This window comes from Candidatus Krumholzibacteriota bacterium, from assembly GCA_016932415.1.
Taxonomy (GTDB): Bacteria; Krumholzibacteriota; Krumholzibacteriia; order Krumholzibacteriales; family Krumholzibacteriaceae; genus Krumholzibacterium.
The window spans coordinates 1-19,663 of the sequence record JAFGCX010000008.1 but is presented as its reverse complement, the minus strand read 5'-3'; the positions used below and the strand labels follow the sequence as shown (position 1 = coordinate 19,663).

The following is a 19,663-nucleotide window of genomic DNA, read 5'->3' as shown; positions in this document are numbered from 1 at the left end:
CCATCAGGGAAAAAAGAGTTTATTCTTCTTTTTCAGCTTCAGCCTTTGCGATAAGTTTCTGCGCTATATCGTGAGGTACCACATCGTAATGAGAGAAGTCACGCGTATGCGATGCTCTTCCCTGGGTCATCGATCTGAGCGATGTCGCGTACTTGTAAAGCTCGGAAAGAGGAACCTGCGCCTTGATCCTCTGCCGCGTACCTTCCTGCTCCGTGCCCTGTATCTTGCCCCTTCTCATCGACATATCTCCCATCACATCACCCATATACTCTTCGGGAACGATCACCTCAACATTATATATCGGTTCAAGTATCACTGGCTTGGCCAGCTTTACGGCTGCCTTGAATCCCTTCGAACCGGCCATCTTGAACGCGGCGTCCGAGGAATCAACCGTGTGATATGATCCGAAGTAAAGTGTCACCTTCACGTCCTGGACGGGATAACCGGCGACTACTCCCTCATCCATCGCCGCGACTACTCCCTTTTCGACAGCCGGGATGAATTTCGAAGGCACTACTCCGCCTACGATACCGTCGACGAATTCAAAACCGCCTTCCCTCTCCATCGGCTCGAGCTTCAGCCATACATCGCCGAACTGGCCGCGTCCACCGCTCTGTTTCTTGTGTTTTCCCTGCGCTTCCGCGACAGCCGAGATAGTCTCCCTGTACGGAATCCCCGGCGGGATCATATCCACTTCGACTCCATATTTTCTTTTCAACCTGCCGAGAATTACTTCGAAATGCAGTTCTCCCTGTCCGGAAAGGATCGTCTGCCTCAGCTCCGGATTGGTCTCTATCGTGAAAGACGGATCTTCATCGGAGAGCTTGTGCAGTCCCGCTCCGACCTTGTCCATATCACCCTTTGCCTTTGCCTCGATCGCCGTGCGAAGTGATGGTTTGGGGAATTCGATTCCCCTGAGGATCACGCTTTCCGATTTCTTGCACAGAGTATGGTTGATCTTGGCCGATTTGAGTTTCACCGCGCCCCCAAGATCTCCCGCGGCAATGGAATCCGCCTCTATCCGTTCCTTGCCCTGCATCACGTACAGCTGGCCGATCCTCTCCGAATTTCCGGAATTCGAATCGTACATTTCGCTGCCTGTGGCCAGATCCCCGGAAAAAGTCCTTAGATATGCAATATCTCCGATATGTTTCTCCGAAAGGGTCTTGAACACGAAAGAAAGAGGTGATTTTGACGGACCTATCTTGATTTTGCTGATCTCTCCCGAATCGGACCTGATATCGATATCCGTTCTTGACGCGGGCGAGGGCAGCATCGATACGATAGTATTAAGCATCTGTTTAACGCCGATATTCTCGACTGACGATACAACCACCAAGGGCACCAGAGTCCCGTTCTTACAACCAGCGCTGAGGCCCTGAGCAAGCTCTTTGTCATCAAGCTTGCCGCTTTCAAAAAACTTCTCCAGGAGAGAATCATCCGCTTCAGCGGCAAAATCCATCAGTTTCTGCCGCCACTCATCCACCTTATCCACCATATCGGCAGGGACTGCTTCCTCGGTGAATTTTCCTCCGGAAGAATAAATATATGCTTTCCTGTTGACGAGGTCCACTACCCCCTTGAACGATTCACCCTCTCCCACGGGAAGGTTGAGTGGCATGATCTTGGAGCTGAGGTTGCTTTGCGCTTCAGCCAGACACTTCTCGAAATCGGCATGTTCCTTATCCATCCTGTTGACGCAGACTATCCTTGAAAGCTTCTTTCGATCGAGGAAACGCCAGTTCTTTTCCGTCCCGACCTCCACACTGCTGTCGGCGCCAATAACGACAACGCTCCCCTCGGCTACCTCGAGACATGACACCACTTCGCCGACAAAATCCTCATACCCGGGAGTATCGAGGAGGTTCAGCTTGTATTTTTCAAATTCACAGGAGGCGAGGCCGACATTGATCGTGATCTGCCTTTCTATCTCATCGGGAGATCCGTCCATCACGGTATTTCCATCTTCGATCCTCCCGATTCTGTTTGTCACGCCGGTATTATACAGTATCGCCTCGCAGAGCATCGTCTTGCCGCAGGATTGATGGCCAACGAAAACAACGTTTCGTATGTTGTCGATTTCATACTTTTTCAACAGAACTACCTCCTGGTTTCCATTTATGATTTTTATTTCGTTTTTCAGACAACGGATCCCTGGCCATCAGGATTATTCGCGATATACCGGTTCAGAGCTGCCTGAGGAAAATAATCACCCCATACTGTTAAACTTCTGGCTGATAAAAATAAAACCAAGGCCTATCAGCCACATCACTATCGCGGGGACTGCCGCCTTTTTCCTGTCGATCCTGAAAATCACCGACAATCCAAGAACAAATACTATGAAATACCATATCTGAAAAAGACTCAATGACTTCCACAAAGCCGCCATGAATCCCTCGGCTTCGGTGAATAACGCGCCAGGTCCAATCTGGATCTGAAGATCGGCAGCCGATTCGACGGCGTCAAGTCCCCTGCTTCTGACGACTATCACCGAGATCGCCTGTTCCAGGACCGAGATAAAACCGGCGAAAGTCATAAGTGAAAGACACTTTTTGAAATCGGATCTCGCGCTTACGATATTGATTACAAGGTTGGTGATGCCGGCAGCGATCAAAAGCATTATGATAATGACGATCGGGACGGCGATGAGACCGACCCAGCCAAGCTTCTCCATACCTTCAATAGTCGCCTGCACCTGCTCTTCGCTCAACCCGCGCTCATTAAGCGCTACGAGCGCCCTCTGCACCGGCAGCGAGAACCAGGCGATCACCATGTTTATGATAACAAGCGGAATGAAACCCTTCCACCATTCCATTCCCTGGTCTATCCGCCTGAATACCTTTGGGGGATCGATGAATATATCAAGTAGTGAAGCAAAAAGCCCCCCTGTCTGTTTCGATCCAGAGGTGGTCTCTACTGCATTTCCTTCCATACGATTTCCACCGTTTTCATCCATTTCCTTACTCCTTTGAGAGTGTAAATGAATCTGAACAGCCGCACCTGCAGACAGATCCCGGCAGGTCGGGAACAAGCTTTAAAATAGACAACTTTGCCTCGACTGTCAAAGGATTTAACACCTTATAACCGTTCAAGGACGGTGAGTCGGCGAAATATCCGATCTGTCTGATATCAAAGTAGTTAGGTGGCTGGGAAAGGTTGAATAAAATGGCGGCCGGAACGATGCCCCGGCCGCCTTCTCGATCGTCGTAGACTAATCCTGCTCTTTTTCGAGTTTTTTCAGGCGTTCCTTCATCATCTCAAGTTCTTCCCTGAGCTCGTCAAGCTCCCTGAGTTCGATCAATTTCTCCTTTTTCAGTACCTGGAAATGCTGATCATCATCGAAAGGCTTCATCTTGAAATGTTTGAACGAATCATTCCACTTCCCGAAATCTTTCGGAAAATACGCCGCCTGATCGACGGATTCCATCTCTTTGGTATCGAAAGTCAACGTCATCTTTTTGCCTTTTCTGACCAAAGTGACGTCTATTTTCTCTGCATCATCATCGAAATCACTGAGAGCTTCGATAAGGCTCCCCGGATCGGTTATCTTCTCATCTGCGACCTGTATAATCACGTCTCCGCTCTTGATACCGCCTTTTTCAGCGGCGGAATCCTCAAAGACCTCCATTACAAGAACGCCTTCCTCCCCTTTCATGGAGAAGTATCCGGCAAGATCATCATTGAGAGGTTCGACCCTGACTCCGAGGAAAAGCCTGTCCTCGCAGAACCATACCATATCATCATCCCCTGAAAGACGCATCCTGGCCATCTTCTTTGCTCGGCCGAATTCATCCTTGCAGAGGTCCATTTTGATCTTCGCTACTCTTTTACCTATCTCATCGCCGAAATAGACGTCATCATCATCTACATTTATCGTATAGTATTGTTTCGTCTGTTCGCCCAGTTCGAGCTTATATTCCTTCTTGTCGCCGTTCCTGTACACGACTACATCGATCATATCACCGGGAGATTTTTCCGCCAGAAGCTCAAGAAGATGCTCCTGGTCTTCCACTTTCTTCCCGTCGAATTTGTAGATGATATCGTCCGCTTCGAACCCTGCCTTCTCAGCCGGGCTGTCCTCGACTACCTCTACTATCAGAACACCGTTCGATTTGGAATAGTCGAGTCTTCCGCTGTCTTCCTTCTCGAGTCTTTCCATAAAAATGCCTATATAGGCGCCTTTTTTCTCAAGTAGATCGACTTTTACGTCCTTGGAATCACCGGCTCGCTTGATGATCACTTTCTCGCCGGCCAGCGCGAACGATGTCATGGCCAGCGTCAGCACTGCCATCAGCGAGAGGGATATGAATAGGATCTTCCTCATATTATTGGCTGCTTCCGGCAGCCCCTCACCTCCTCAGGGGTCTATGAATAGTGGCTGATAACTCTCTTCTGAGATATATATCCATCAGGGAGATAAAAGTTTCAGTTTTTTCCGTTTTTCCGTATTATTTTTATTCGCGCGCTACCGGTTGCCGGCACTATCCGGCTGACTTTTCCGTAGATCTCAAGCATGCTCCTGCCCCAGGCAGCGATATCATAATCGAGGACTATCTTTCCCCTCGATTTTCTGGAGAGAAGGGATCGTTTTTCGGGGTAGTCTATCAGGGTCGATACCTCCCTTACAAAGCCGTCGGTATCACCCGGCTCCACGATGATCCCGGAGCCTCTCAGAACGCTCGCCACGCCGCCCACGTTGCTTGCCACGCACGCAGCGCCGCATGACATCGCCTCAAGAAGGGCAAGAGGGACTCCTTCATGATCGGAGGTAAGGATGAATATATCAAAAAGGGGTAATATCTCCGGCGCGTCAGAATTGAATCCCGGCATCGAGACAATCCCGCCCAGGCCAAGATCGGAGCGAAGCGACTCGAGTTTCTGCCTCTCCGGACCATCACCTATTATGACAAACCTGACAGCACGATCGTCAGATCCCCGTTCTTCGATGATCCTCGACACTATCCGCAGAAACAGAGGGTGATTCTTTTCCTTCCTCATCCTCGCCAGAGTGCCAACGACGATCTCATTACCTGACGCTTTATCCGTGAACAGCCGTTCGAGCCATTCCGATTTGGCTTTCACTTTTTCTTCTTCCGCCAGCGGAACAAAAATATCCGTATCGATCCCGCTCGGCAGGGTCGACACCCTGCTGCCGGCGTTTCCACAGGCTAAAGCTTCTCTCGCCGCTTCAGCACTGACCGCGACAACATGACTTATCCGACCTGATATTATCCTGCTGATGACCCTTCTGAATCCTTCGAACTCGATCCCGGAACTGTGCCTGGTCACTATCAGCGGGATCCCGGCAAGGTACGACGCGAAAACGCCGGTGACCTCGGCGTGGAAAAGGTGGGCGTGGATAAGATCGGGCGATATCTCCCTGACTGTTTTTTTCAGGGCTCTCATCTTTCCAGGCAACAAAAGTTTTTTCAGCGATGACAGGGGGAAATACCTGACAGGGATCTTTTCCTCCCGGAATTCATTCTCAAGCTGGTTTTTTTCCGGAGAGATCGTCATCAGTTCGACTTCTACCGAACAGGCGTTGAGATACCGGCAAAGGTTAAGAATATGCCTTTCCGCGCCTCCCCCACCGAGGGAACTCGTCAGAATAAGTATCTTTTCTGGCCTCACGCTCATTCCTTTTTCGCCTCTATGCGCCAATGTCGACATTCGCAACCTGATCTCCGAATCAACACCGCCTCTTCCCCGTACCAATATTCCGCATGGCCGATAAGGCCAGACCTTTCATCTCTTCATAGCGCGGTATCAAAAGGTCTTTCATCCCGACCCCTGTGATTCTTCTGAAAGAGGCCAGCAGAACAGCCAGTTGTATAGAATATGATATCGACGTCGACAGGGCGGCGCCGCTTATCCCCATTTTCGGGATTAGTATTATATTCGAAATAATATTTATCACCAGGGCCACTCCTCCCGCTGTCATATTAACGGCGGGATGCCCCCTGGCCAGAAGGTCATTCGAGACGATCCTGGATATACCGGCCGAAAGGACTCCCGGAAGCAACAGAAAGAGCGGGGTCAGCGCGGCCAGAAAAAGATCGGTGTACAACAGGCTTATGACGTACTTCGCGGCAAGAAGGACTACTGTTATTGATCCCATTAAGATCGCCACTGTCTGCCTGCAGATGACCGCCGTGACAAGATTCGATTCTTTTTCGCCTCCATGCGCTATCCTCGGATAGAGCACTATTCCCAGGGCGTCAGGCAGGTACCATAATCTCTCGGCTATCATCACCGATATTGAATAATATCCAACCGCTGCCGGACCGATAAAATAGTTGATCAGAAGCATATCAAGACGCAGGTTCAGAAATCCTAGAAAATTGGCCATATGTCCCTGGATACCGAACTTCGTCGATGATCCGGCAAGACGCTTGTCCCACCTGAAACGCAACTTCACTGTCCTCGACCACCTGGCGAGAAGAACAGATGCCGTTACGGCAAATGATACAAGGTAGACAGCCAGCGCCAGTTGTATCGGATCGAGCGTGAGGATAATGTAAAGGAGAGGGAAAGCAGCGAGAAAGAAAAGACGCTGAAGAAGTTCTATTATGTTGAACGACCTGAAATCGGAATTCGCCTTGTTGAGCATCTGGAAATTGTAGATCAATACCAGAAACGGTATTGTTAACAATCCGATAATGATAAACCTTACAGGTACGTCAGGCAGCACTATCCCCGCTATCAGCGGGGCGGCCGAGATCGAGACGATCGTCACGGAGATGCCGATGATGACCGACAGGCTGAGCCAGTTACCGGCGAGCACCTCCAGATCGACCTTTTTTTTTCCAAGATAATATCCGGCTCCGGTCCCGATTCCCAGATTCGCGAAATTGAATATCACCGACGCCGAAATGATACTGAGCGAAAAAAGTCCCTTACCTTCAGCTCCGAGGATCCTGACAGTTATAATGCTGCTCACCACGCCTATGACCAGCAGCGCGATCTTTGTAGCGAATGTGTATGACGCGTTTTTGAAAAATGACACCTGATCCCCCGCCTGATAAAGTATCAACAACAGAAGAGGGCCGGATCCCGGATCATATGCCGAACCAGGTCCCGACCCTGCAATTTTATAGCATAAAGACCAGGTGATGTCAGGTGATCTTGTTTAGTTTCTCGATCCGTTTTGAAGTTTTCTTTCCTTCGATGACCCGCAGGGCGGGAGATTCAAACTGGTCTTTCTCGACGTCGCGCGTAGTCTCGGCTTTTTCCCATGATGAAAATCGCCTGCCTGCAAGGAAAGTCAATATCGCGGCGAAAGCTGCCGAGTTGACCATCACAAAATAGAAAGGTATATAGAATATCCTGGTCCTTATGTGTCCCCTTCTCAGCAGCGCTCCGGTCAGTGCGAACAGATAAAAGAGATTCTGAAGGACGAAAAAAACAAGATAAGGCGGATCGGAAAGAAGAAATATGTTTGCGATGTACAGGACCGGGAGAAGCGCTCCTACCCACCACCTCAGCATCTTTCGGGAAATAAACTGGTATATCCTGAAGCTTCCTCCAAAATCGCCGCGCAGATGTCGGAACCCGGTCAATCCCCTGATCACTATCCTGCGTTTCCTGTTGAATTCTTCGGTAAAAAAGTAGGTGGATCGTTCATATGCTACCGCTTCAGCGTCATATACGATCCCGAATTCCTGTGTGGCGATCTCGGCGGGGATCTGAAAATCATTGGCGACATCTTTCATTACCGGCCTGAAGAGGTCTCTCCTGATCGCGAAAATCGTCCCTGTCGCTATCAGGACTGATTTCAAACGGCTTTCGAGACGGTTAAGAAGCCCCTCATACCTCTGATAGAGGCTTTCTCCGCGTCCGACATATGAATCGCTGTCAAGATATCTAAGTCTTCCAACAACGCAACCCGTCTCGCTGTCTGCGAAGTTACGCACAAGTTTCCTGATCGAATCTTCCTGGTAAAAAGCGTTGGCGTCTGAGAAGACAAGGATTTCTTCTTCTATCCCGAGAACAGCCTTATTAAGGGTGGCGCTTTTCCCTTCCCTTCGATCGAAAGATTTAAGTGTCACATTTCTGTCTTCGTATTCCCTAACGATATTATCGGTATCGTCGATCGAACCGTCGCTCGCGACAATTATTCTCAAAAGATGGCTGGGATAGTCTATCTTGAGTGAATTCTCGAGTTTTTCCCTGATTATGCGTTCTTCATTATGAGCCGAGATGATAAGTGCCACAGTCGGCAGTTCCCCGTTGACAGACCGGATCGAAGGTCTTTTAAAGAGACCCAGTATAAAGAGGATGGCAGGATACCCGATATAGATATAGAGGACATAGGATATTATCGCAGCGATAAGGAGTTTGACCATTACATCCATTAATTTTTCTCCCGCAAATGAACGAAGGCCGTAAAGTATCATCCTGGCCGAACAGGAATCAACCATTATCTGTCAGGACAGATAAAAAAAGACGTTATCGTTCTCTTCAATCACCCTCGTTTAAACACGATACAGACAATCAAGAAAACAGTAACGATCTTTCTATATAACTCCTTTTCCCGTATAATATATTATCGTTGGAGTCCCCTGTCAATCATCTAAATATAGACCGCGCTCTATTTGCCCGTATTTATTATACTTATGCCCCCACTACGGGTGCCCGCCCAGAGACGGCCGCTCCTGTCGCGACAGATCGTCAGTATATCTTCATCGGAAAGGCCATCGTCCACTCCAAGGCCGATCCAACCCCCGCTCCTTCGGATCAGAAGTCCGGAGCCCTTCGTACCGAGATATAATTCTCCGTTTGCCATTCCAGTTATCGATGAAACGGAATATCTCCTTGCCGCGTCGGGAATATCGATGACCTGCCAGCTGTTCTCTGAATATCTGAATATTCCATCCGAGCGGCAGAAGAGGACCCTTCCGGCGCTGTCAGTTCCAAGCGCGAATCCGTTCAAAGCCGAGACCTCGACCCCGGAATCTTTTTTCCCCCCGATGAAACGGATCGCCGCATCGAGCTCCGGCTCGGGGTCGACGGGAGTCGACCAAGCCTTTCCGCGCGGGGACATATCGAACGACTCCCATTTATCTGATACGAATCTGGCTATCTTTCCGGATTCTGAAAGGATCCAGGGGAGGCGATCCGAATCTGTCACGAGGCCTGTAATAATATTCGATGGAAGACCGTTCTGATCGGTATAGTGAGTCCATCCCTTCGACGTCAGCCTCATGATCCCCTTGTTGAATGTCCCGAACCAGAGATCATCTCCATCTCCTCTCGATACCCACCTGAAATGATCAGTAGGGAGTCCGAGCCTCTTGTCGAAGATCTGCCATGCTCCGTTATTGAACTGTAGTATCCCGAACCGGGTAGAGACCCACAGGATCCCGGACCGGTCAATCGTCATTCCTGTCAGAGCTCCCTCAAACCACGGATCGGGGAGTCTTATCTCCTCGATCTTCTGACGAAAACGAAAGATCCTCGACCCGGACATCATCCAGATCACACCATCATATTCAGCTATTACCGATACCATTGAAATGGGGAATCTCTGAGGGATCGCGACCTCCCTGGCATAATCGATATTACTGATAATAAAACTACCCCTGTCTGTGCCTGTATATGCCGTTCCCTCTACATCGTGGCAGATGGAGAGAAAACCATACTCCGAGAGTTGCATCCCGGGAAAACTCATAGGCATCCACCCCGACCCGTCATACACGCTCACGCCAGATCGTCCCGCGGCCCAGACCCGCCCTGCCGGATCGAGACTGAAAGCGTTGATCTCTCCTTCCGGAAGGCCATCCTTCGCTCCGTATCTCGTTACGCGTCCCAGGTTCAACCTCGCTACGCCTGCGCCTTCAACGGCGAGGAAAATATTTCCCTCCTCGTCGAGACTCATATCGTTTATCGAGCCTGTCGGAATCCTGCTTCCGTAGCGAAGAGACTGCCAGCTGAAACTGTCCGCCCTGCAGAGTCCGCTCGCCGTGCCAAACCATATTATGCCATCTCTCTCTTCGATGATGCAGTTGACCCTGTCATCAAGCAGGGAATCGGCTCTGCTAAGGACTGTCAACGAATCAGAGATCACGTAGCCGCATCCTTTCCCGAACGTAGTGACCCAGACCCTGCCGTCGCCGTTGACGATGCCGGTCACTCTTTTCAAAAAGGATATGTTGTCTGAACTGTAATGGAACCAGGCCGATCCTCTTCTTACGCTTATTCCCTCATCCCCTCCGACCCAGAGAGATCCTTCGTCATCGACAGCCAGAGCCTTTACCGCGACAAAGAACGGCCCTTCGACACCAGACAGAGAATCGTGGACGGTGCTGTAGGCGTAAAGCCCGCCTTCCGTTCCTATCCACAAAGTATCCCTGTACGAGACAAGCGCCTCCACCCTGAGAGATGAAGCGTACTTTTCGATGAAAACGCGCGAAGGCCTTTCACCGCTGCCCCAGACAGGGTAAAGCTCCCTTATTTTTCCCGACTTCAACCATCCTGCCGTTTCGGTCTTTTCAAGCGCCTGCAGTTCGTCCTGGGCGGCAAGGCGGCATAACGATCCGCTCGCGATCATGATCACTGAAATAACGAGCAGTACTGCCAGGGTTTTTATCCTGATAGAATACATCTTGCGTCCCTGCTTTCAGAAGATATCCGAATACGCGGGTCGGATATTCAAAGACTCTGATTCCGGGGAAGAATGTAGTACAGAACGATGATAAAATCAAGAATTTACGAGCTGGCCAGTATTGCCGTAGCGCTGGTATGTATCAGTTCCCTGATGAATGGGGAGATATCCGACCCGACAACCTCTCCGATCGACAGGCAGAGATATTCCTCATCGATGACCACTCCGCCCGGATTCTTCTGGTAAATCGATCTCATGATATCGATAAGATGATACTTTCCGCCTGACTTTTCCAATATCCATCCATCGATAGCTTCAGCGGCGAGGAAACCTCCATCGTAGAGCATGTTGACCATATCCTTGTCGGAAAGATCGCTGTTGCAGGCATCTCCGATCGGGACACATGCTAATTCCGGGTTATCGAAGTATCGTTGTTCTATTACCCTTCTTTTTTCCAGATATTGTTCTTCTGATATTATCCTCTCCTGAAGAAGCACCTGGTAAGAATAGAATACCGTAGCCCCCTCGGTGAACCAGCTGAACGAATCAGATGCCGGCGCGAGGAATTCTCCGTTCCAGTTGTGAAAGAATTCGTGTGATATTATCGCCATCGGGGTACCGTAGAGCTGGCTTCTGTCAATCTTCGAGTCGAATAGCAGGAGCATCCCTCCACCATAGTGGACTCCGTAGAAATCGTATCCCTTGCTCCCTCTCACCGGATTCCGGTCGCATACAAAAAGATATTTCTTCCTCGGCGATGAACCGAACATATCTATCTCGCGGCCGACTATATTCTTCACCACATCAAAAAATTCCCCGTCATCAAAGGCCCATTCTCCAGCGATCGCCAGTACCAGATCGGTATCGGCTATCCGGGCCTCCGAGTATCTGTATTCTCCGGAAACAGCCAGCATGACATCGAGTGAAGAGGCTTCCGGAACTATTAGGCGATTTCCATTACTCAAACAGGTCGCCCTCAATTCTCTGTCCGGAAAGAGGCCGATATCTATGATTATCCCTCCGGAGACTTCATCGGCAGGCACAAGAAAGATATCGCGTCCGGTGATCCGTGACCTTTCGCTGTCGACAAGAGTCATCATCCCCCTGATTTCTGGCAAATACCTGTCTTCGACTGTCAATACCACGTCATAGGAGAAAGTCAGTTCTTTTCCCCCGCTTCCGATGATCCATATATCTCCCTCTCTCTTAGCCTCCATGGGAGACCGGTCAGTCCCGCAAGCGGCAAAACCGATCGGATCAAGTTTGCCTCCCCCGTTATCGGGTGAGATTTTCAGCCTGGTCTCCTCGCCGAGAAGACCTCGCATCGTACCAGTCACCGTTATCAGATCGAGTCGCGGATCTTTCATTTCGATCGAATATTCCAGAAACGGCAACGGCCTGGCTCCGGAAACAAGCAGTGGCACGGCCGCTGAAAGTGCGGAAGTGAATACCAGGGGGAAGATTATCGTCTTTATGCGGATCTTATGCTTCATCAGAGGTATTTCATGCAATTCATATTCCAAGAAGGACGCGCTCATCGACAAAGTTGACTCGCTCCGTCCCGCGGTGAAATGTATTGAGCTGGATATTATGATGGAAATCGCGGCGAGGCGCCTCTGATCGATATGATCAGAGCTTGAACCTTCCGCGTAGAGTCGCGATATCTTTCCTGAAAAGCGCGACTACCTCATTGAACGCGTTCTCTTCTTCAGCTGCCCTGTCGCGCATACTGATCCATCCCCACCAGGCGAGCACTATCGAGGCCCATAACCAGCCAGCCAGCGCGGCGAGAATCACACTGGCCCATATCGGAAGGCCGCTGCGCCTAGATTGTATATCAGGCATATCGACTATCTGGACTGAGGGAGTTGTCCTTGCCTTCTCGATCCCGCTTTCCTCATACCTTTGCAGAAGGAAGGAATATATCTGTTCATTTACCTGAAGGTCCCTCTCAATAGCCGCGTATTGCTGATATATCTGTGGCATCTTCGAAAGAGGAAAAAAGACGGTGGATGTTGAATCATCATCCATCAGCTTTTTCATCTGCAATGTCAGGTACTCGAATTCCATTTCCTTGCGCTGGAGTTCGATGGCATTATCGGTGGCAAATTCCCGGATCAGGTCGAGCTCTATCTCGGCGAGGACCGATCTTGTCTTAAGGGCTGCCGCCACGTCTATCGCTCCGCGTACCTGTTCTTCGAAATTGACAATCCCATGCTCTTTTTGAAAAAGACTGATCTCGATTCTCGATCTCTCCAGTCTCTTTCTGTACTTGTCGATCTGCACGGCAACGAATTCCATCGTGTTTTCCGACCTTGTATACTGCAAAAGATGATTGAGGGAATCGAGTTTCGATATATAAGCAAGGGCTATCTTTTGAGCTGTCTCGGGATCGCGGTCGCCCACGGAGAGTGTGATCATCCCCGTCGCCGAGCTCGATATTGCCGTGTTGGAACGGAGTTCTCTCAAAGCGTCATCCAGCGCGGACACCTTGTACCATTCCATGAGGCCGACTGATTCGATGACCATCTCTGCCAGCCTGCGGCTCTCGAGAATATCGACGATAAGAGCCGCCGTCGTCGTACCCGCGGCCATCGGAACGACCATGGACGGAAGATTCATCTTGGCCATCCATGCTCCAAGAAGACCTTCGGACCCTTCTTCGAGTGGAGGCATAAGGAGTGCTTTCGATTTATACTGTGGGTCGGCGATCAATAAATAGATCAGCGCGGCCATGGCCAGGACAAGCCCGGTATATCCGATCATCCTTCTTCTCATAAGCAGATAATGAAATATTCTGAAATTCATCGATCACTCCCGGCTAATCTTGTACTTGTCCCTGACAATCCCGGCCATCTGCCAGGCTTCGAACAGATCCGGCCCCTCGATCAATCCCCGTCGCCACTCCTTCTTATGCAGAAGGTAAAAAACATCCCCTGGGGATTTTTCAATTCACTGTATTCAGTTCCGAGCCTTTCCAGCAGGATGACATAATCGATTCCAAGTTGAAACTGAAAATCATAAGTCCTGAACGCGGCAAACCCCGTACCCGCTGAAAGAGAGAGACCCGATCCGCTGTCTGTCTCGTCCCCCCCGGGACCATCCTCCTTGATACGCGCCCAGGATATTCCTATCCCGGCGCTTATAAAGGGGGCAAAGTCGCTTCTGCTGAGGTATCTTCCGATCTTCGCCTCGAACAGCGTCAATCCAAAGGCCGAGTTCCCTTTTTTATCTATATCCCCGCCCCAGTGAAGACCTGATTTTCCGGCCAGAAAATAATCATTCGTGTCGTGCTGAAATACCACATCGATCACCGTCATCCTCTCGACTCCGCCGAACGATCTCTCAACAGGCCATATAAATCCGGCCCGAAGCCCGCCGGTGCTGTACGAATTCCTTCTTCTCACGTCATCATATTCATTTTCCGTTATAAGTCCTACCCGGGCGGTATCATCGCTGTTTTTTCCTTCGGAGATCGATATGGCGAGTCTTTTCAGGACAATGTCGAGATCTTCCTCGCTCAACGCGGTACCCTCGGCCGTAAAGAGTACTTCGCCATCCGAAGCGTCGATAAGAGTCACCCCGGCTATTACCTTTGACCCCAGCCTGGTCAGGCTCCCTGTAAGCGCTTTTTCATACCCGGCGCGGCGCGCCGTTTCCGCGGCGCAAATGACATTCTGGCAATCGATGTCGCCGACCGCGTCAATAGCTCTGACTGCCTGATACCTGCCCTGCTGATCCAGAGCCCGGGCAAAAAGCACTTCGGACGCGTCGATCAGATCCTCATAGACTCCCGTTCCCCTGAAACTGAATACCAGCGTCTTCTCGGAAGCAGCCAGCGACCCGTTAGCGACTATCAGAACGACAAGAATCGCCGTTATCACCCTCATTATTATTCTCCTGCTCGAAAAGAGCCTCCATCTTCTCCGCCGCTACCCTGAGATGCGGGATGACGATCGAACCTCCGACCACCAGAGCGACGTTGAAAGCCTCGTAAAACTCCTCTTTCGTCACTCCTTCCTCGCGGCACCTGGCGATATGATAAGCTATGCAATCGTTGCACCGAAGGACCATTGAGGAAGCGAGCCCCATCAATTCTTTCGTCTTCGCCGGAAGGGCTCCATCAAGATATGCCTGCCCGTCCAGGGCAAAAAACCTCTTTATTCCAAGATTGCCCCCTGAAAACACCAGGCCGTTGAGACGCGCCCTTTCCGTTTCAAAATCTTTTTTCCAGTCGCCCTGCATATGCTAATCCTTTCCCGTCTTTTTCAGAGAGAACGATCTTTTCCAGTAAGAACAGCACGTCAAACGGGGTCGATCCTCATATATTTTTTCTTGCCCGCCCGTAGGAGCATGCACCCTTCATTCAGATCGGAAAGTGTGATCTTTTCGTCGAATTCCTCGATCCTTCGCCCGTTGACGTAAGCCCCGCCCTGCTGGACAAGGCGTCTCGCTTCTCCGCGCGAACTGACGATCCCGGATTCGGCAAATAGTATGAAAGCCGGGACACCTTCCTTGAGTTTTTTCTCTTCAATAGTGAATCTCGGGACCGAATCTGAATCGAGCGCTGCATCTCCGCAGAAAAGGGACCTCGCCGCCTCACGCGCGTTATCAGCCGCTTCCTTGCCGTGAACCAGGCTTGTCGCTTCCCACGCGAGCACTTCCTTTGCCTGGCGCAGGTCGGCTCCCTCAAGAGCTGCAAACCTGTGGACTTCCTCCATCGGAAGAAAGGTGAAAAGGGCGAGGAATCTGCCGACGTCACGATCATCGGTGTTTATCCAATATTGATAATAGTCATATGGCGGCGTCTTTTCGCCATCAAGCCAGACAGCTCCTTTTTCCGTTTTTCCCATCTTCGTACCGCATGCCGTCGTGAGAAGCGGGAATGTGAGAGCCTCAGCGTCTCCGCCGGTGACTCTGCGGATCAGATCGGTACCGGCAAGGATATTTCCCCACTGGTCGTTTCCTCCCATCTGAAGCTTGCAGCCGTGATTCTGGTAAAGGAAAAGGAAATCGTAGGCCTGCAGCAGCATGTAGTTGAATTCGATGAAATTGAGCCCTGTCTCCAGGCGCATCCTGTACGATTCGGCCGAGAGCATCTTGTTGACGCTGAAATGCCTGCCGATGTCACGAAGGAATTCGATATAGTTCAGGGGCCTTAGCCATTCAGCGTTATTAAGCATCAGCGCCTTATCCCCGGAGAAGTCAATAAATCTGGCAAACTGCTTTTTTAATCCCGCCGAATTTGAATCGATCTCTTCAATCGTTATAAGCTGCCTCAGTTCAGTCTTGCCGCTCGGATCGCCTATCATCGATGTGCCGCCACCCATTAGAGGTATGACCCTATGGCCGGCTCGTTGAAGATGGGCAAGCGCCATTATCGGAACGAGGCTCCCGCAATGGAAACTGTCAGAGGTCGGATCGAAGCCGATATAACATGTGACAGGTTTTGAAAGAAGCGCCCTGACTCTCTCTTCATCGGTACATTGCTGGAAAAATCCACGTTCCTTGAAAACATCAAATACGTTCATTGATTTCAGGCCCCCGTTTATGACTCGATCCGGTTCCATGTTTATACAGCATCCTGGATAATCTGTAAGATGATAACATTTTAAACGTCAGATATTAAGAATTTTCTGAACTTTAAAACGGAAAAGAGATCTCTGGCAGAGAAGTCGATTCCGCGGTATATTCTTGATTATGACGGGAAAAAAAGAAATCGTTTTTCTAAGCGGCAACTACATCAACAGGGATGAAGCGCGCATTTCTCCCGATGACCGCGGGTTTATTTTCGCTGATGGCGTCTATGAGGTCGTTCGAAGCTATCGGGGAAAGTTGTTCGAACCGGGCCACCATATCGAACGCCTTGGGCGGAGCCTTGCAGCTCTCGATATCAGAGGATTTGATCCGGCACTGATCGAGAATATATCGGAAAAACTGATCGAGTCTAACGATCTCTCCTCCTGCGATTCGACTGTCTACATAGAGGTGACTCGCGGAACAGCCCCACGCTCGCACACTGTACCGTCCCCACGCGTGTCACCGACTGTCTATGCCTTCGCCAGCAGGCTTGATCGTCCAGTAAATAAACAGAAGGAAGGAATAGCTATTATATTCGTTCCCGACGACCGTTGGGGAAGATGCGATATCAAGTCGATATCGCTGCTTCCAAATATCCTCGCCAGGCAGAAAGCTGAAGATGAGGGCGCCGATGAAGCAGTATTCGTCCTTGGAAGTGATATCACGGAGGGCTCATCATCGAGTTTCGCCGCGGTTTTTTCAGGAGCCCTCGCCACTCACCCCGAATCGCCGCGGATCCTTGGCGGCATTACCAGAAAGATCGTCATCGATCTCTGCGAGCGGGCCGGTATACCGGTCGATCAGCGCCCGATAAAAAAGGAAGAACTGATCTATGCCGACGAGATGATGATACTGAGCACAACGAGGGAAGTGATGCCTGTGACGATCTGCGATGGCAAGAAAGTGACCTCGGGAAAGCCGGGTAAGATAACGCGAAGACTTCAGCAGCTTTACACCAGGTATATCGAAAAATGACAGGCGAACAGACGTCACTCGATTCATGTCACGAGTTGAAACGCTTCATGGCATTTCAATCAGCTAATTCCCTGACACTCCGCGAGTGAGAATCAATATGCCGATCAATATGAATCCTGCTCCCGCTATTATCGACATGACCTTCGGACTCAGATAGTTTGAAAGAAGGCTCCCGAAAAAGACGGCGAGCGCCGATGTCGCCAGCAGAGCAAGAGAAGCTCCCGCAAATACAGACCACTTGTGCGTATCCTTGTCGCTGGCAAATAGCAGCGTGGCGAGCTGGGTCTTGTCTCCAAGCTCGGCGACCAGGACAGTCCAGAAAACGGTAAAGAAAATTTTCATTTCCATTCTATCTTCTACCTCTCGTATCAGGATCTCATTCCATCCGATCGGGTAATAATAAAAGAATGTCTCTTTCAGCGATCGGCTTTCCCTCATCATATAACGAATGGAAAATGATTGCCAGAAAAGAGAAGACGTGCTAATCCTCTTTTCGTGACAGGAAAGAAATATACAAAAGGCGGCCCCGGGGGACCCGGGTTCTCATATCATAACAGGGCTGATATCGCGGCGGTAGCCCTGCTGCTCGCCGTCGCCTTCATCACGAGATATCTATTCATTTACAGAAACGGGATGAGCGAACCCGATTCGATGGTAATGGCGGCGGGAATGGCATGGATGTCTACTCCTGGCGCGGTCTTCAGCGATTGTCTACTTTATGGAAGAGAATTAAACCCGGGATTCTATTTCATATTCAAAACGATATATCCATTATTCTACGACGATCCGGGCCATGTCATCGCTTTTCTCAACTCTGTCGGAGTCGTCTGCGCTTCACTTGCGGTCTGGCCAGGATACATCATCCTGCGAAACTGGTTCAATACGGCTGTTTCTACGAGTGTGATCATTCTTGTGATCTTCAGCCCGATCGCCTGGGAACTTGGCACATATTTCCACCCCGTGACTCCCTCGATACTCCTTTTTCTCTGCGCATGGTCGTGCTGGCGGGGAATATCACGTTCAGGGCGTGGCATCTTCTGTTTTATCGTGACCTCCGTACTTGCCTCGGCGGCGGTAATGATCCGGACTGAGATCGTCATGATCGCTCCAGCTCTCCTTCTCTCTGTCCTGATGGGAAAAGAGAGGAAAAAAGATACTGCCGCCCTTTCAGCGATCCTCGTCATCGCGGCGGCTGGATATCTCGCCCTCCTCGGCGCCCTGCCATCGAGGACAGGTGGGGCGGGCACCGGGATCTCCGGGTTTATCGATTCCTTTTCCGATATGTATCACGACACTCTTTCCATAAGCGGCCTGCCGAGGACTATCGTCTGGGCTTCTCTCGGAGTCGGGACAGGAACGATATTTATAATTTTTGCGGGGATCGCCACGGCACTGGCCAGGCGGAGCTTCGCTGGAAAAAGAATCGAGGCAGGGAACTTCTTTCCCGCTCTGCTCTGGATCATTCCATCCCTTGCCCTGTGGCTTCTCTGGCCCGTTCCCGTGATCCGGCATTACTATATTATTATTCCAGCGGCCGTCTGGATAGCTGCGAAGATATTCCTTGCATACCTGTCTCCCAAAAAGACCTTCGCGGTAGTCGCCGCGGCTCTGCTATTAAATATCTTTCTTCCCGAGATCCTTTACAGGGCGTACAACAGCGCTGCTCCAGCCTCGATGAAAGAACCTCACGGAACATTTTTTTACTACCACGAAAGGGTGATGGAGAGAATCGACAGGTACGGCGATATGCAGACGAGACTCCTCGCGGGTACAATCGGAAAGACCGGCGCGATTTCTCCGCCCGGGCGATTCTTCATTCCTGCCAGTTGGGAATCATATGGATACCTCGTATACTCGATGGCAGCCACCGAGCGATTGATCAAGGTCTCTGAAGGTAACATAGTCGAAGGGGTCTTCGTCCATTCCTACATGATAGATGATTCGGAGGTGATCGTCGCCGACGCGAGAGGGTTCAGTCTCAACACTATCCCCCCGGCTCTCATCCCTCTTGTCCGTGAAAAAGAGGGTGAAGGGTATACGCTCCTTCTTCCTTCGGAGATCGCATTTCTCGACCTGTTCAGCGATCTGCCGCGGGAGAGAATATTCACCTATTAGACCATAGGCAGCGAAGAATCATCTCCCCCGATCACGCTTCAGTTCCGATCAATATCTCTCATAATTTTCTACTTCGCCTTTTATACAAAAAACAGACCGCTCGTATCCGGGCGGTCTGTTTAAAAAACCGGCGGCGTCCTACTCTCCCACACAGTTGCCCATGCAGTACCATCGGCGCTGAAGGGCTTAACTTCCGTGTTCGGAATGGGAACGGGTGTTTCCCCTTCGCTATCGCCACCGAAAAATCTATAAATTTCGACAATGAATCAGGGATACAAAAGACAGCTATCTTTATAAGAAGTCAAAAAAACTGGTTAAGCCTCACGATCTATTAGTACCGGTCGGCTGAACATGTTGCCATGCTTACACCTCCGGCCTATCAACCTTGTA

The 19,663-nt window shown here is 50.4% G+C and carries 15 protein-coding genes and 2 rRNA genes; 2 read left to right on the top strand and 15 right to left on the bottom strand.

The window, feature by feature from the left end; translation table 11 throughout:
• Positions 1 to 19: 19 nt before the first annotated feature.
• The 12 genes from fusA to JW814_01960 form a co-directional block, all read right to left on the bottom strand.
• Positions 20 to 2,095: an elongation factor G gene (gene fusA, locus JW814_02015; GenBank protein ID MBN2070204.1), complete on the bottom strand. Its 2,076-nt coding sequence runs from the start codon at positions 2,093 to 2,095 to the stop codon at positions 20 to 22.
• A gap of 114 nt (positions 2,096 to 2,209) precedes the next feature.
• Complete coding sequence (locus JW814_02010; protein MBN2070203.1) at positions 2,210 to 2,956, bottom strand: YIP1 family protein; 747 nt, start codon at positions 2,954 to 2,956, stop codon at positions 2,210 to 2,212.
• A 255-nt stretch (positions 2,957 to 3,211) separates the two neighbouring features.
• Positions 3,212 to 4,324 carry a PDZ domain-containing protein gene (locus JW814_02005; protein MBN2070202.1) on the bottom strand — a complete coding sequence of 371 codons (1,113 nt, stop codon included), beginning with the start codon at positions 4,322 to 4,324 and terminating at the stop codon, positions 3,212 to 3,214.
• 101 nt (positions 4,325 to 4,425) lie between these two features.
• On the bottom strand, positions 4,426 to 5,637 hold the full coding sequence (locus JW814_02000) for a glycosyltransferase (GenBank protein MBN2070201.1): 1,212 nt from the start codon (positions 5,635 to 5,637) through the stop codon (positions 4,426 to 4,428).
• 52 nt (positions 5,638 to 5,689) lie between these two features.
• Positions 5,690 to 7,006 carry a polysaccharide biosynthesis C-terminal domain-containing protein gene (locus tag JW814_01995; protein MBN2070200.1) on the bottom strand — a complete coding sequence of 439 codons (1,317 nt, stop codon included), beginning with the start codon at positions 7,004 to 7,006 and terminating at the stop codon, positions 5,690 to 5,692.
• 109 nt (positions 7,007 to 7,115) lie between these two features.
• A complete protein-coding gene (locus tag JW814_01990; GenBank protein MBN2070199.1) occupies positions 7,116 to 8,354 on the bottom strand; it encodes a glycosyltransferase family 2 protein in 1,239 nt (412 codons plus the stop codon).
• Between the two features lie 236 nt (positions 8,355 to 8,590).
• Positions 8,591 to 10,603: a hypothetical protein gene (locus JW814_01985; GenBank protein ID MBN2070198.1), complete on the bottom strand. Its 2,013-nt coding sequence runs from the start codon at positions 10,601 to 10,603 to the stop codon at positions 8,591 to 8,593.
• Positions 10,604 to 10,707: 104 nt separating this feature from the next.
• Positions 10,708 to 12,096 (bottom strand): hypothetical protein, encoded by a 1,389-nt coding sequence (locus JW814_01980; protein MBN2070197.1) that lies wholly within the window; start codon positions 12,094 to 12,096, stop codon positions 10,708 to 10,710.
• A 136-nt stretch (positions 12,097 to 12,232) separates the two neighbouring features.
• Positions 12,233 to 13,411 carry a hypothetical protein gene (locus JW814_01975; GenBank protein MBN2070196.1) on the bottom strand — a complete coding sequence of 393 codons (1,179 nt, stop codon included), beginning with the start codon at positions 13,409 to 13,411 and terminating at the stop codon, positions 12,233 to 12,235.
• 80 nt (positions 13,412 to 13,491) lie between these two features.
• Positions 13,492 to 14,493 carry a hypothetical protein gene (locus JW814_01970; GenBank protein ID MBN2070195.1) on the bottom strand — a complete coding sequence of 334 codons (1,002 nt, stop codon included), beginning with the start codon at positions 14,491 to 14,493 and terminating at the stop codon, positions 13,492 to 13,494.
• Positions 14,450 to 14,848, bottom strand: a complete 399-nt coding sequence (locus tag JW814_01965; protein MBN2070194.1) for a carboxymuconolactone decarboxylase family protein — start codon at positions 14,846 to 14,848, stop codon at positions 14,450 to 14,452. The genes JW814_01970 and JW814_01965 overlap by 44 nt, the downstream gene beginning before the upstream one ends.
• A gap of 59 nt (positions 14,849 to 14,907) precedes the next feature.
• Positions 14,908 to 16,134, bottom strand: coding sequence for a tyrosine--tRNA ligase (locus tag JW814_01960; protein MBN2070193.1), 1,227 nt, complete (start codon positions 16,132 to 16,134; stop codon positions 14,908 to 14,910).
• 169 nt (positions 16,135 to 16,303) lie between these two features.
• Here JW814_01960 and JW814_01955 point away from each other — a divergent pair, with 169 nt between their 5' ends.
• Positions 16,304 to 17,158 (top strand): aminotransferase class IV, encoded by an 855-nt coding sequence (locus JW814_01955; protein ID MBN2070192.1) that lies wholly within the window; start codon positions 16,304 to 16,306, stop codon positions 17,156 to 17,158.
• 63 nt (positions 17,159 to 17,221) lie between these two features.
• Here the strand turns inward: JW814_01955 and JW814_01950 are convergent, their stop codons facing one another.
• Entirely contained in the window at positions 17,222 to 17,506 is a 285-nt protein-coding gene (locus tag JW814_01950) for a TMEM165/GDT1 family protein (protein MBN2070191.1), read from the bottom strand.
• A gap of 111 nt (positions 17,507 to 17,617) precedes the next feature.
• Between JW814_01950 and JW814_01945 the strand changes: the two genes are divergently transcribed.
• Positions 17,618 to 19,273, top strand: coding sequence for a hypothetical protein (locus JW814_01945; GenBank protein ID MBN2070190.1), 1,656 nt, complete (start codon positions 17,618 to 17,620; stop codon positions 19,271 to 19,273).
• A gap of 125 nt (positions 19,274 to 19,398) precedes the next feature.
• Here JW814_01945 and rrf read toward each other — a convergent pair.
• Positions 19,399 to 19,515: ribosomal RNA gene (gene rrf / locus JW814_01940) — 5S ribosomal RNA — on the bottom strand.
• 68 nt (positions 19,516 to 19,583) lie between these two features.
• Positions 19,584 to 19,663, bottom strand: a 23S ribosomal RNA gene (locus tag JW814_01935); the annotation flags it as partial.

Excerpts from the sequence above, each read along its gene's own strand:
- JW814_02010 (MBN2070203.1), bottom strand. The coding sequence starts at position 2,956 with ATGGATGAAAACGGTGGAAATCGTATGGAAGGAAATGCAGTAGAGACC.
- JW814_02005 (MBN2070202.1), bottom strand. The coding sequence starts at position 4,324 with ATGAGGAAGATCCTATTCATATCCCTCTCGCTGATGGCAGTGCTGACG.
- JW814_02000 (MBN2070201.1), bottom strand. The coding sequence starts at position 5,637 with ATGAGCGTGAGGCCAGAAAAGATACTTATTCTGACGAGTTCCCTCGGT.
- JW814_01990 (MBN2070199.1), bottom strand. The coding sequence starts at position 8,354 with ATGGATGTAATGGTCAAACTCCTTATCGCTGCGATAATATCCTATGTC.
- JW814_01985 (MBN2070198.1), bottom strand. The coding sequence starts at position 10,603 with ATGTATTCTATCAGGATAAAAACCCTGGCAGTACTGCTCGTTATTTCA.
- JW814_01980 (MBN2070197.1), bottom strand. The coding sequence starts at position 12,096 with ATGAAGCATAAGATCCGCATAAAGACGATAATCTTCCCCCTGGTATTC.
- JW814_01975 (MBN2070196.1), bottom strand. The coding sequence starts at position 13,411 with ATGAATTTCAGAATATTTCATTATCTGCTTATGAGAAGAAGGATGATC.
- JW814_01970 (MBN2070195.1), bottom strand. The coding sequence starts at position 14,493 with ATGAGGGTGATAACGGCGATTCTTGTCGTTCTGATAGTCGCTAACGGG.
- JW814_01965 (MBN2070194.1), bottom strand. The coding sequence starts at position 14,848 with ATGCAGGGCGACTGGAAAAAAGATTTTGAAACGGAAAGGGCGCGTCTC.
- JW814_01960 (MBN2070193.1), bottom strand. The coding sequence starts at position 16,134 with ATGAACGTATTTGATGTTTTCAAGGAACGTGGATTTTTCCAGCAATGT.
- JW814_01955 (MBN2070192.1), top strand. The coding sequence starts at position 16,304 with ATGACGGGAAAAAAAGAAATCGTTTTTCTAAGCGGCAACTACATCAAC.
- JW814_01950 (MBN2070191.1), bottom strand. The coding sequence starts at position 17,506 with ATGGAAATGAAAATTTTCTTTACCGTTTTCTGGACTGTCCTGGTCGCC.